This is a genomic window from Pseudomonas sp. 7P_10.2_Bac1 (genome assembly GCF_025465935.1).
GTDB lineage: Bacteria > Pseudomonadota > Gammaproteobacteria > Pseudomonadales > Pseudomonadaceae > Aquipseudomonas.
In genome coordinates this window covers 34,911-48,087 of record NZ_JANLNV010000041.1, presented here as the reverse complement: position 1 = coordinate 48,087, position 13,177 = coordinate 34,911, and the positions used below count along the sequence as shown (strand labels likewise).

The 13,177-nt window shown below is 58.1% G+C and carries 7 protein-coding genes; 4 read left to right on the top strand and 3 right to left on the bottom strand.

What is annotated here, in order from left to right; genetic code table 11:
* Window positions 1-346 precede the first annotated feature (346 nt).
* Both NTD86_RS07970 and NTD86_RS07965 read left to right on the top strand, forming a co-directional pair.
* Window positions 347-4,417 carry a membrane-targeted effector domain-containing toxin gene (locus NTD86_RS07970; protein WP_262201644.1) on the top strand — a complete coding sequence of 1,357 codons (4,071 nt, stop codon included), beginning with the start codon at window positions 347-349 and terminating at the stop codon, window positions 4,415-4,417.
* Window positions 4,418-4,650: 233 nt separating this feature from the next.
* Window positions 4,651-5,808: a MalY/PatB family protein gene (locus NTD86_RS07965; RefSeq protein WP_262201643.1), complete on the top strand. Its 1,158-nt coding sequence runs from the start codon at window positions 4,651-4,653 to the stop codon at window positions 5,806-5,808.
* Window positions 5,809-5,864: 56 nt separating this feature from the next.
* Here NTD86_RS07965 and NTD86_RS07960 read toward each other — a convergent pair whose 3' ends face one another.
* Window positions 5,865-6,746, bottom strand: a complete 882-nt coding sequence (locus tag NTD86_RS07960; protein ID WP_262201642.1) for a LysR family transcriptional regulator — start codon at window positions 6,744-6,746, stop codon at window positions 5,865-5,867.
* 132 nt (window positions 6,747-6,878) lie between these two features.
* Here NTD86_RS07960 and lldD point away from each other — a divergent pair, with 132 nt between their 5' ends.
* Window positions 6,879-8,021, top strand: a complete 1,143-nt coding sequence (lldD, locus tag NTD86_RS07955) for an FMN-dependent L-lactate dehydrogenase LldD (RefSeq protein WP_262201641.1) — start codon at window positions 6,879-6,881, stop codon at window positions 8,019-8,021.
* Window positions 8,022-9,327: 1,306 nt separating this feature from the next.
* Here lldD and NTD86_RS07950 read toward each other — a convergent pair.
* Complete coding sequence (locus NTD86_RS07950; RefSeq protein ID WP_262201640.1) at window positions 9,328-10,266, bottom strand: AEC family transporter; 939 nt, start codon at window positions 10,264-10,266, stop codon at window positions 9,328-9,330.
* 640 nt (window positions 10,267-10,906) lie between these two features.
* Between NTD86_RS07950 and NTD86_RS07945 the strand changes: the two genes are divergently transcribed.
* Window positions 10,907-11,647: an SDR family oxidoreductase gene (locus tag NTD86_RS07945; RefSeq protein ID WP_262201639.1), complete on the top strand. Its 741-nt coding sequence runs from the start codon at window positions 10,907-10,909 to the stop codon at window positions 11,645-11,647.
* A 53-nt stretch (window positions 11,648-11,700) separates the two neighbouring features.
* Here the strand turns inward: NTD86_RS07945 and lpdA are convergent, their stop codons facing one another.
* Window positions 11,701-13,176, bottom strand: a complete 1,476-nt coding sequence (lpdA, locus tag NTD86_RS07940) for a dihydrolipoyl dehydrogenase (protein WP_262201637.1) — start codon at window positions 13,174-13,176, stop codon at window positions 11,701-11,703.
* Window position 13,177 lies beyond the last annotated feature (1 nt).

Sequence of the window (13,177 nt, the reverse complement as noted above, 5' to 3'; positions counted from 1 at the left end):
GGTTGCCATTTCACTCATGGCAGTCATCCTATCTATCGACGTCGCGCTTACACGTTGCCAGTACAACAGCAACCGTTAGCGCAATCACTTTTAACTATTCAGCAATCGCCGCCGCACAGTGTCGACAAGCCCAAGGCTGGCCACTCAGCGCGCTTTCATCAAGATGATGCTTGCCAGCGCCAAAGGGTAACTTGCCGAGACTAGCGATTGCCTTCAAACGTATCAACGGGCCGATCACCTCTCGAATATCAGGACAAACTCAGTTCTGGGTGCCATTTACCTATGTCAGCCACGCCACTGAATCTGTGTAGCGTCTTCTTTTGGTTATTCATTTCCAGGAGAAAACATGACCCCTTCCGATACCGACATCGCTGCGACACAGGCCCAGCAACAGCAATGCCTGGAGCAATTACTGGCCTATCAGAACGCGTTACAACCCTTGCTCAATGCGTTGCCTGACGCGCAGCAAGCACTGATGGATGCGCTTCATGCCCAGGTCCAACGCGGCTTTCGCAAACACCCGTTACCCATCGCGCTGGACGCTGTGCATTACGAAGAAAACATCAAACTCACCCTGCTGTCCGGCTCAACACTGTTTGAACTGCCTAAATCCGCCACGCCTAAACTTTTGCCCGACTTGTTCAACAACACACCCTGGGGCGGTGAGGACTTCGAAGCGCCCAACCGGGTGTATCGCTACTCGACCAAAACCATCTACGACGAGCAAGGTTCCTCCCGCAAACGTACCGTTCACCTGACGACCGTCAGCACCCCAGATTTCGAACGGTTTGTCGATACGCTGATCCGCAGACCCGATCAGTGCTTTCAACAGCAACTGGACAGTTTCTGGAATGCCAAGTTTTCCCCCAGCAGTTCACTCAGCCGCGCCCAATGGCTCGCAGAGCAACTGGGCAGGTCTTTGCAGACTGAGGCCGCACTGCGTGTGGCCGACCAAACACTTGATGCAACAGGCAAGGCGCTGGTCGAACGGCTTGCCAGCCCCTCTTCGGACCCAGCCCGAACTCCGGCGATTTTTGCAGTGTCCCTCAAAGGGCAAGACCAACAGGCGGACATGCCCTTGGCCGGGGTGTTTATCGTCTCAAGCAAAGGCTCGACAGGTGATGTGTATGCCAATACCGACCTCGGTAGCGTTGTGCTTTTCACGCCCGATGCCGGCCTTGACTCATACCTGTCACTGCAGACCCTGGATAACGCCTTGCGCACCCGCCTCGCCGAGCCCATCCAGAACAACGGACTGTTGATGACGATCAACTGGCAAGACCAGGCTCGTGCGCAAGGCTATCGACAATCATCCCTGCGCTTTAGCTACACACCTGTTCAGGGCAACCCTTTCGAGCATTGCGTGCGCTCCCTGCTGACCCTGCAAGAACAGGACATCGCCTATGGCTGGCGTCAACTCCCCCGACACCAAACCCGCGGCAAGGAGGTCTACGAACTGTTCAACCGCCTGGCACATATCGGGCCGCTTCTGGACATCAGGCGTCGGATGCAGGCGCGCAGTAGGCGCTACATCGAGGCCAATTTGCCTGTGTGGTACCGGAACGCCAGCGCCACAGACAAGCAGGCGCTGGATGGTTTGATCAACGCCGAGCGTGCGGCAAATCAGACCTTGGCCGGGCTCTTGAAGGCGCTTGAACTCCCCACCTTGCAGGCATTTGCTCGCGCTGAGTTGATTCGCCAACTGGCTGCAGACCATCCCGGCCAGGCCATTGACCCAGACACGATACAAGTCAGGATAACCCACAGCCTCAACCCCGCCAGCCTCGCCGGAGGTGCCGGCCCTGACCACGTGCCGTTCACCGACGATCCACAAACCCGCCCCAGTCATACCCTCACCCTGACGCTGAGCGCTTTGGCCTTGCGCAATATCGACCCGTGGGATTACAGCTTCTACACGATATTTACCGGAGCGCGGACCACCCTGTCCGCCAGCGTCCATTTACCTTCCGGCCAGCTCATCGAGTTCGACGAAGCCTCTCTCAAATCGCTGATACACCGGGCCGACGTCAGCAGCGCTTACGACCAGTTATTGCAAAAGCAGTTTCTAACTGACGGTTCCCAGGTGCGCGAGGCCTGGAAGCACGCACACCGCACCAGCCTGGCGTGCGCTGCGCTGACCGCACGACTGGACCCCGACAGTCTGCTGCCACATCCGCGACACCGTGGCTACCAATGGCTTCAGGCAATTGTCGAGGGCGATACCCTGAGCAGCCGCAAGACCGTGGCCGGGTATAAAGTCGTCGCTAGCTCACTGGTGATAGCCAACTCCGCGGGCACCCGAAACGGTTATGACCTCAATGACGTCTTGATCATTAGCCTCGAACAACGCGACCCTGTGCCCCATGTCATCCTGTATGCCCCTGACGCTCCGAATGGCCAGGCGTGCAAGGAGTTTGCAAACCTGCAAGCCCTTCAGCATTTCCTGAAGCAACAATGGGACGTGTCCTCTGATTGGCGTCGTTATGTCCTGCAACGTATGTCAAAAACCGGGCAAACCGCACTGACTGAACGCAAGAAAGTGCTCCATGAACTGCTCTTCAGTGCCCGAAGCCGGGTCAGGAACCCTTTCGAGAACATCCACCTCTTTGCCGTGAACACCCCACTACACGACGCCTTGTATGAACAGAAGGTCGATACATTGCGGCGCAACGCCAACCATGACTCGACCAGCAATGACGAAGTCGCAGAACAATCACTCTGGAACAAAATCACTTTCGGTTGGGACTTGGCGATGGACCTGGTCCCACTGTTGCCCATCGCCGGCACGCTCAATACGCTGCGCAATGTCTCCAAGGTATTTCTGCTGCTCAAGCAGGCAGGTTCTTCAAAATCGTCCGCCCAGGCTCTGTGGTCCATTACCGGCGCGGTTCATCGCCCCAAAGTGGTCACCCGGCTCGGTGCACTTGCGCCACTGCGGCCATCGCCCGACCTCTCGGGGCTTGAGGTGCAGGTGCGCCGCGCGGACTTGAATCATGTCAGGGGGAATATGTTCCAGAGCAAGACCTCGGCGCAGCAATATGCCTTGCTGGACGGCAGGTTTTACTTGAGCGACGTGGCTCAGGGTAACCGCTTTATTTACCCCTCCGGCACAGCACTTAAAACCTTGCGTTACCCGCTGGTCGAGGACGCGGCACTGGACAACTGGCACGTCGAAGCCTTGCCCAGGCTTCGCGGAGGCATGTACCCGTTGGAAAAAGGGCCACTGGAAACCACCTACCGGGATTACGAACTACCGGCCGCTGATCTGGCCTCGCTACCGGGGGTTAATCAGACGCTAGCGGGAGGCTTCAACCTGAGCCAGCTGGCCCAGCCCCTGCAACTGGTCACTTCAGCCAGTGTGTTGCACATCTTTGCGATTCAGTCCCGTCTGCGCAGGCACTCAGCCACGTTTATCAGAACGTTTCATCCGCCAACCAATCCGCTTGCATTGCCGCTGCACACACTTGAGCCCGAACCACTTTTTGGACACTTGCTCAATCAGCGCAACGGTCTGGTGATCGGAGAAAACCACCTGAACCCCCTGGCCCGCCAACTGTTGATCGAAAACATGCCAGCGCTCAAACGGCAGTCGCTGAACAGCATTTACATGGAGTTTTTGAATACAGACCTCCATCAAGGGCTGCTGGATACCTTCAACGCATCACCGACGACCCCAATGCCCACACTATTGAAAGAGCGCCTGCTGTGGCTGGATTCACGCTTCAACAGGGCCAGCAATCATGGCTACCTGCAGTTGACTCAAGAAGCGCACGCGCAAGGCGTGAAGGTGATGGCACTGGACACAACGGCGTGTTCAATGCTCATACCGGGTGATCTCTCACCGGCCGCGGCGGCAGGAACTTTACCCGAACAGTTGAACCGGGTGTCGATGTTCAATTTCTTTGCCTACAAGAAAATTACCCACGATCAACTGACCCTGGGGCCACATCGCTGGATAGCTTTGGTCGGGCTTGCCCATACTTGCAAGCTTCAAAGTATCCCAGGGTTGGCAGAACTGACTGGTGGAACCAGCCTTCGCCTGGCCAGTAGGCTCCCTACGTTACTCATGCGTACAACACGTGACCCTGGCGTCATCATCCTCTCTCCCCTGCGTACGCATTCCTTAAGCATCCGCTGCGATCTGTTGCTGCACATTCCCAGTTCACTGCAGACATTTACCGTGCTCACACGACTCCACAGCCCCAATCTGTTCACGATCATCGATTCACCGCACGGCCAAGCCGTCATGCATTGCATGGACGCACAGAGCAGACGCAACGATTTACCCGTCATGCTCGACGGCACGCAGTTTTATATTGATCACCCCCCGCTTGGCACAGTCAGCCAGCGCCGCTTTAACACGATGAATGATCTGGTTGACGCGCTGATCAATGAACTGCACATGGTCGAGGTCTGATCAGACTCAACCATCAACATGCCCCCATCACTGTTGATTCAAGGCCCAGCTCAACACGGCGCCTGTCCAGAGTCGTCCAATGCCTGAAAAACTTCAGCGTGCTTATAAAGACGGCAGTCGCCGCAGGGGTGTAAACGCGCGTACTATTGCGCCCCGCATAACGACCCTTCCCAAGCGCTTTAGAGGGCAGTGCAAGCCTTGCACCAGCACCGCCCTGACACGTTGAGATCAGCATGACTTTTGACTTTGATACGTTGCTGGATCGTACCGGCAGTGGCAGTAAAAAATGGAGCCGTTACCCGGATGAAGTGCTGCCGATGTGGGTCGCGGACATGGACTTCGCCGTCGCCCCGGCCATTCAACAGGCCCTGCAACAACGCATCGCACACCCCTCGTTCGGTTACAGCCAGGCCACTGATGCGCTGCGCCAGACCCTGGTCGATTACCTCTGGCATGCCTATGCCTGGCAGGTCGAGCCACAAGCGCTGGTTTTTCTGCCAGGCATTGAGCCGGGCGTCAGCATGGCCCTGCGTGCCTTGGTCACACCCGGCACCGGTGTGGTTGTGCAAACCCCGAACTATTTGCCACTGCGCAAAGCCGCCAGTCACTGGCAGTTGCCAAGCATCGAACTGCCGTTCAAGGCCGATGCCCAAGGGCACTACACTACCGATGTGCCAGCGTTGCATCAGGCCCTTGTCGGCGCCGGGGCGCTGTTGTTGAGCAACCCGCACAACCCTTTGGGCAAGACCTTCTCCGCCAGCGAACTAACGGCCATCGGCCACGCCTGCATCGAACACGATGCGCTGATCATCAGCGACGAAATTCATGCCGACCTGCAACTCGATCAGCTTCGGCATGTGCCAATTGCGTCACTCGACCCTCAGTTTGCACACCGCACCGTCACCTTGATGTCGGCGAGCAAGGCTTTCAATATCGCAGGTCTGAAGACCGCATTTGCAGTGATCCAGAACCCGCAACTGCGTGAACGCTTTGACAATGCCCGAGCCGGCATGGTCGACAGTGTCAATGCGCTGGGCCTGGAAGCCACCCGTGCTGCCTACGCCGATGCCAAACCCTGGCTGGCCGAACTGCTGGCCTATCTGCAGAGCAATCGTGATTACCTGATCGACACCGTGCGTACGCGCCTGCCGGGTATCACGCTGCACGCGCCGCAAAGCACTTACCTTGCCTGGCTGGACTGCTCCGCACTGGGCCTGGAAGACCCGCAGCAGTTTTTCCTTGAACACGCCAAGGTTGCCCTGAGTGCCGGGAGCGAGTTCGGCGCGGCTTACCAGCAATTTGCCCGACTCAACTTTGGCTGCCCGCGCTCAACCCTGCAAGAAGGCCTGGCGCGGATGGAGCGTAGCCTACGGGGCACCCTAAAACGGTAGCCAGCTTGCTCGCGATCTTTGTGCCTGGGCAGCGATGACTGTCACTTTAATTGGCCCTAGCCGGCGTTCATTTCCCTGGCCAGTTCCAGCCAGGCTTTAGCGGCGGGTGGCAGGTGCGCATTGGCACGCCAGGCCAGAGCAAGGTGCCAGTCGGTGTGTGGCTCATCCAGCGGCACCAGCGCAATGCTCGCCTGCTGGTGTTTGAGCGCCAGCATGCGCGGTAAAAATGCCACCCCCAGTCCGGCCGCGACCAGGTCGACGATAAAGTCGATCTGCCCACTGCGTGCCGTGACTCGGGGCACCACCCCTTTGCGCTCGCAGGCCGCCATGATCTTTGCGTTCAGGGCAAAGCCCGCCTCAAACAAAATAAACGGCGAGTCGGCCAAATCGGTGAAATCCACTTGCTTGCGACCACAGAGTGCATGGCCAGCAGGCAGCACTACGACCAAAGGCTCGTTGCGCACCGCCTGATAATCAAAAGCCTCGTCCATCGGAATCAGCAACGCGGCCAGGTCGACCTCCCCGGCCTCAAGGCATTCCTGCAGCCGCTTGCTACCGTGCTCGATCAACTCGATATCCACCTGCGGGTAGCGCTGGCGATAAGTTGCGAACATAGCCGCAAACACGACACCACAGCCCACCGGCGGCAAGCCGATGCGTAACCGGCCACGCTTGAGGTTGAGCAGTTCATTGATTTCAGCAACCAGATCACTACGCTCAGAGAGCAAAACCAGCGCACGTCGGTAAGCGATTTCACCGGCAGCGGTCAACTCCACTTTATGACCGGCGCGGTTAAACAAGGGCGTCCCCAACTCGTCCTCAAGTGACTTGACCGCCTTGCTGACCGTGGACTGCGTCAGGGAGACCACCTGCGCCGCCTGGGAAAAGCCGCCTTGGCGCACCACCTCGACAAAGGCCCGTAACGTTCTTAGATTCATGAGTATTCCAATACCGACTCAACATACGGAATAAAAGTCGTTTTTATCATAGTGGTTTTTTGTCTATCGTGAACCCACCTCGGCGACACGGCGCGGTCACTGAGTTCACTTGGATTTTGAGGAATGATTGACATGATTATTTCATCCGCTTCGGACTATCGCGAAGCCGCCAGACGCAAGTTGCCGCGCTTTCTGTTCGATTACATCGACGGCGGCGCCTACGCCGAACACACCCTTCGCGCCAACAGCGCCGACTTGGCCGATATCAGCTTGCGCCAGCGCATCCTCAGAAATGTCGACAACCTGAGCCTCAAGACCACGCTCTTTGGCCAGGAACACGCGCTGCCGGTCATCCTTAGCCCGGTCGGCCTGACCGGCATGTATGCTCGTCGCGGCGAAGTGCAGGCGGCCAAGGCGGCGGCCAACAAAGGCATTCCTTTTTGCCTGTCCACCGTGTCGGTGTGTTCCATCGAAGAAGTGGCCTCACAAAGCCCGCAAGCGATCTGGTTCCAGCTTTACGTACTCAAGGACCGCGGCTTTATGCGCAACGCTTTGGAGCGCGCACAGGCTGCGGGCGTTACGACGCTGGTCTTCACGGTCGACATGCCAACCCCTGGCGCGCGTTACCGGGACGCCCATTCGGGCATGTCCGGCCCCTACGCAGCTTCGCGGCGCATCCTGCAAGCCATGACCAAGCCCAGCTGGGCGCTCGATGTCGGATTACTCGGCCGCCCCCATGACTTGGGCAATATCTCCAAATATCTGGGCAAACCCACCTTGCTGGAAGACTACATTGGCTGGCTGGCCAACAACTTCGACCCTTCCATCAGTTGGAAAGATCTGGAGTGGATCCGTGAATTCTGGAAAGGCCCGATGATTATCAAAGGCATCCTCGACCCGGAAGATGCCAAGGATGCCGTGAGTTTTGGTGCAGACGGCATCGTCGTTTCCAACCATGGCGGCCGCCAGCTCGACGGCGTGTTATCCACCGCCAAAGCCTTGCCGCCGATTGCCGACCGCGTGGGCGATGACCTCACCGTACTGGTGGACTCCGGCGTTCGTTCCGGGCTGGACGTGGTACGCATGCTGGCCCTGGGGGCAAAAGCCTGCCTGCTGGGACGATCCACCGCCTACGCACTGGCCGCCGACGGGCAGAACGGCGTAGAAAACCTGCTGGATATTTTCAGCAAGGAAATGCGCGTCGCCATGACACTCACGGGTGTGACTTCGGTAGACCAGATCGACCGGAGCACCCTGACGCAAGGTCATTACTGAGAAATTAGCCCTGCAGGAATCTGTGGGCGAGGCCTTTTTGGGAACTTTTGTGGCTGTTTGACAAAAGTGCCTCGCCGTAAGGGCGAAACCCGTAGATCGGCGTTGCGCATCCAATGGATATGTACACCGGCGGCAATGAAAGAATGATTGAGTACATATCCATTCGATGGGTAACGGCCACTTAGGGTTACGCCCTTACGGCGTGTCACTTTGAAAAGCGCAAAGTGGCCAAACGCTTTCGCCCCTACCCCTCGGTGCCTCGCTGTGGCTCGGCATACCCTCACCACAGGCCTTGCTCCGTGGGCCCGCCGCGATCGGCCATCCATGGCCGTGTCGCGGCTAACCCGGCGTCCTGCCGGGTTACCCACTACACAAAACCTGCGCTCGGCCAGCAGGGTTTAATGGGGCCTTTAACATCAAGATCACAAGCCAGATCAACAGCAACAGCCAGATCAACTGCCGGACAATCTGCTAGCCGAGCTGCCGCAGGCTGCGATCTTTTGATCTGGCCGTTGCCGTTGCCGTTGCTGTTGCTGTTGCTTTGGTTTTTGATCTATCCGCCCCTTCGGGAGGCCGAGTGGAGGTTCTGCGCAGTGGGTGTCCCGGCATGGATGCCGGGAGAGCCGCGATGGGCCATGGATGGCCCGTGGCGGCGTGCCCACGGAGCGGGACCGGAGCGAGGGAACCTGAGCGCAGCGAAGGCCGTACGCGTGGGCGAGGCCTTTTTGGGTACTTTTGTGGCTGTTTGACAAAAGTGCCTCGCCGTAAGGGCGAAACCCGTAGATCGGCGTTGCGCATCCAATGGATATGTACACCGGAATAACAACTGAATAACTGGGTACATATCCATTCGATGGGTAACGGCCACTTAGGGTTACGCCCTTACGGCGTGCCACTTTGAAAAGCGCAAAGTGGCCAAACGCTTTCGCCCCTACCCCTCGGTGCCTCGCCACAGGCCTTGCTCCGTGGGCCCGCCGCGATCGGCCATCCATGGCCGTGTCGCGGCTAACCCGGCGTCCTGCCGGGTTACCCACTACGCAAAACCTGCGCTCGGCCAGCAGGGTTTAATGGGGCCTTTAACATCAAAATCACAAGCCAGATCAACAGCAACAGCAAAAACCAGATCAACTGCCGGGCAACCTGCTTGCGGCGCTGCCGAAAAAAAGTGCCCCGCCGTAAGGGCGAAACCCGTAGATCGCCGCTGCGCATCCATTGGATATATACGCCAATCCACTCAAAAAGCGCAGCAGCTTCACGCGACAGTGCCGCGACCAGCCCACGGGGGATCTTCTACAGAATCCGACACTCAGGCCGCTAGACCACCGTCGATCAAGTAAATCGCCGCTGAAAAAGTAACAACCGACAGCACCGTACTGATCAAAATCGAAGTCGCAGCCTCACGCTGATACACACCGGCCTGATTGGCGAACATTGCGGGTATCGTCGCGGAGGGCAGCGCACTCAACAAAATCATTTGCTGCGCAAATAATCCATGCCGTCCCATGACAACCATCGCACCAAACATTAACGCAGGTTGAATAAACAACTTGAGCCCCAGGTTTGACCACACCTCACCCGACATCTTCAATTTATCGGTCGACATGATCAGACCGAGGCAAAACAGCGATACGCCAGGGGTAGCCTTGCCCAACAGGTTGAATGACTCGCCGACGACAGGAGGCAACTTGATCTCAAGCAGTGACACCACAATGCCTAGCGCAGGCGCCCAGACAAGGGGGCGTCGCACCGCCGTTGAAAGGCTCGACATAAACGCCTGAGCGCCACTGCCTTTGCCATCAGCCAGGGTGAGCAACATGATGGTCAAGGGGATCATGATCAAGGTCGCCACCAGGTTGAGCACCAGCACCGAGTAGAGACTGCCCGGCCCGTACATGGCGCCAAGGATTGGAATCCCCATGAACGCAGCATCAGGAAAGCCGTTGACCAGGCCTTTGAGGGTTGCCGCCTTGAGGTCGCGAAGACGTAACCAGCCAATACCCAGCGCGATCCCGAACATGCCGATGATGCCCACAACCGTCGCCAGGATGTACCGCAAGTCCAGTAACTGCTCCCGCGGGGTGTTTGCCATACCAATGAACAGCAACGCCGGCATGATCCAACCGAGCACCAGACGGCTGATCAACAAGCTGTCCGAATGGTTTAACTTTCCGCGCTTGCCAGCAATGAAACCGAGGAATATGACAAATGCAACAGGCAAAAGAGGCCCTACTATCCTGTCCAACACTTTTTGATTCCTCGTCTTTATTTGTTGTTGTGAAAAGAATGATCCCGGTACGTGCGGCACGCGAAATGAGCCTTCGGTCAATGTGGCGACCGAAAGTTGCACACGTGGGCGATGAATTCGGGGGCATTACAGCGGTTCGGACAGCCAACCGCACACCCCGCGTACACGCTATGGGCAGCGAGCACACCGGCTCGCGCAGCGCAGGGGCATGAACCCTGTCGAGCAGTCGATATGCTGGGAGTGCCGAGCTAGAGGCTGTGTTTTTCGGACCTTATGGCAGCTATGTCAGCGCAGGGTTTAGCCACACTGAAACATCGCCTTGCTGATCAAACAGTACATAGCTGTACACGTTGCCTGCCGGTTCAATGGGCGGATGCGTACAACGAGCGCTGCGGGTTTGCGGTCGATGAAAAGTAATTGAGCGACCGGGAGTTCATCAAATTAAAAAACATGACTTTTTTTTCATTATCGGTGGCGTTCCGGCCAACATTGTTGTGATTTTACGAATAGAGACTGCATAAAAACCCTGTTTATTCACCCCTAAAAACATGTAAATCTTTACGCAGAACGCATTTCAGGCCGCTCTCATGACGGGGCCAACGGTCCGGGGGCGTTATTTTTTTCCGAGAGGGTTTGCAAAATGAGTACGTCCAGCAAAAAAGTCGCCATCGTAACCGGGTCTTCACGGGGCATTGGCGCAGCCATTGCCGAACGTCTGGCGCAAGACGGTTTCGCAGTGGTAGTCAATTATTCAGGAAGCGCCGTACCGGCCCAGGCCCTGGTCGATAAAATCGCCCAACAGGGTGGCAGTGCGCTCGCGGTTCAGGCGGATGTCAGCAACAGTGCGGCGGTCAAGCAATTGTTCGAAACCACCCTCAACACCTTCGGCGGTGTCGATGTGCTGGTCAATAACGCCGGAATCATGGCGCTGGCTCCATTGAGCGAAACGGACGACGACACCTTCGATCGCTTGCTGGCGATCAACTTCAAAGGGACGTTCAACACCCTGCGCGAAGCCACCCGGCACCTGCGCGATGGCGGACGGATTATCAACTTTTCATCCAGCGTCACCGCCCTGCTGCAACCGACCTACTCGATCTATGCCGCCACCAAAGCTGCCGTTGAAGCCATGACCAGCGTGCTGGCCAAGGAACTGCGCGGCCGCAACATCACTATTAATGCCGTGGCGCCAGGCCCAACGGCCACTGACCTGTTTCTTAACGGCAAACCCCAGGAAGTGATCGATCGCCTGGCCAAACTGGCCCCGCTCGAACGCCTGGGTGAACCAGCAGACATCGCCGCCGCCGTGGCATTCCTCGCGGGCCCGGACGGCGCATGGATCAATGGCCAGACCTTGCGTGCCAACGGCGGGATTATCTGATTCAGGTCTTCCTGCCTGCTCCCAAGGCAGGAGGCAAGCAGGATGTGACCACCCTAGCGCCTGCGCGCGGGCAAGTCGGTGCAACTGCCGCGGGCGACTTCTGCGGCCATGCCCACGGTTTCGCCCAAGGTCGGATGCGGGTGGATGGTCTTGCCAATGTCCAGTGCATCGGCGCCCATTTCAATCGCCAGGCAGACCTCGCTGATCAGATCCCCCGCGCCGGTGCCGACTATCCCTCCCCCAATTACTCGATGGGTCTGGGCGTCGAACAGCAGCTTGGTAAAGCCTTCATCACAACCATTGGCGATTGCCCGGCCTGACGCGGCCCACGGGAAGACCGCGACTTCGACGGCAATACCCCGATCTTTGGCCTCTTGTTGGGTCAAACCCGCCCAGGCCACCTCCGGATGGGTGTAAGCCACGCCCGGGATCTGCACTGCATCAAAATGACTGCACGCCAGCTCCGGTTGGTGGGTGGCCTCACCCGCAGCCACTTCGGCTGCCACGTGCCCTTCATGCACGGCCTTGTGCGCCAGCATCGGTTGGCCAACGATATCGCCAATGGCGAAGATGTGCGGCACGTTGGTTCGCATCTGCTTGTCGACCCGAATAAACCCGCGCTCATCGACCTGGACGCCCGCTTGCTCAGCGCCCAACCGGTCACCATTGGGTCTGCGACCAACCGCGACCAGTACCAAGTCATAGCATTGAGGTTCGCAAGGTGCCTGCTCACCCTCAAAGGACACATGAATGCCCTGCTCGCTGGCCTCGGCTTTCACCGTGCGGGTGTTCAGCATCACCTGATCAAAACGGTGGCGGTTATGCGTGTCCCAAACGTTGACCAGATCGCGATCCGGCCCTTGCATCAGGCCATCCTGCATCTCGACTACATCGATGCGCGCCCCCAGCGCGGAATAAACGGTGGCCATTTCAAGCCCGATAATCCCGCCACCCACCACCAGCATGCGCTTGGGCACAGTCTTGAGTGCCAGGGCTCCCGTTGAATCCACGATGCGCGGATCATCGGGCATGAACGGCAGTTTTACCGCTTGACTGCCAGCAGCGATCACGCACTGCTTGAAGCGGATCACCTGTTTTTCGCCCGTTGGCTCCTGCCCCGGCCCCGTGCAGAGCGCCACTTCAAGGTGATGGGCGTCCAGAAAACGCCCCAGCCCGCGCACCACCCCGACCTTGCGACCTTTGGCCATCCCGGCAAGGCCGCCCGTCAACTGGCTGACCACTGCGTTTTTATGCGCGCGCAATTTGTCGAGGTCAACGGTGCCGACACCAAAGTCGACTCCCAACGACGCCAAACGCGGCACTTCTTCCATCACCGAGGCGATGTGCAGCACCGCTTTGGAAGGGATGCAGCCCACATTGAGGCACACGCCGCCCAGCGTCCCATAACGCTCCACCAGCACGGTTTTACGGCCCAGATCTGCCGAGCGAAAGGCCGCTGAATAACCGCCAGGGCCACCGCCCAGAACCAGCACGTCGCACTCCAGACTCACTTCATTCACCTGATTCATA

Bases quoted from the DNA above. Each gene is read 5' to 3' on its own strand.
- NTD86_RS07945 (WP_262201639.1), top strand. From the start codon at position 10,907: ATGAGTACGTCCAGCAAAAAAGTCGCCATCGTAACCGGGTCTTCACGG.
- NTD86_RS07965 (WP_262201643.1), top strand. From the start codon at position 4,651: ATGACTTTTGACTTTGATACGTTGCTGGATCGTACCGGCAGTGGCAGT.
- lpdA (WP_262201637.1), bottom strand. From the start codon at position 13,176: ATGAATCAGGTGAATGAAGTGAGTCTGGAGTGCGACGTGCTGGTTCTG.
- NTD86_RS07970 (WP_262201644.1), top strand. From the start codon at position 347: ATGACCCCTTCCGATACCGACATCGCTGCGACACAGGCCCAGCAACAG.
- NTD86_RS07960 (WP_262201642.1), bottom strand. From the start codon at position 6,746: ATGAATCTAAGAACGTTACGGGCCTTTGTCGAGGTGGTGCGCCAAGGC.
- lldD (WP_262201641.1), top strand. From the start codon at position 6,879: ATGATTATTTCATCCGCTTCGGACTATCGCGAAGCCGCCAGACGCAAG.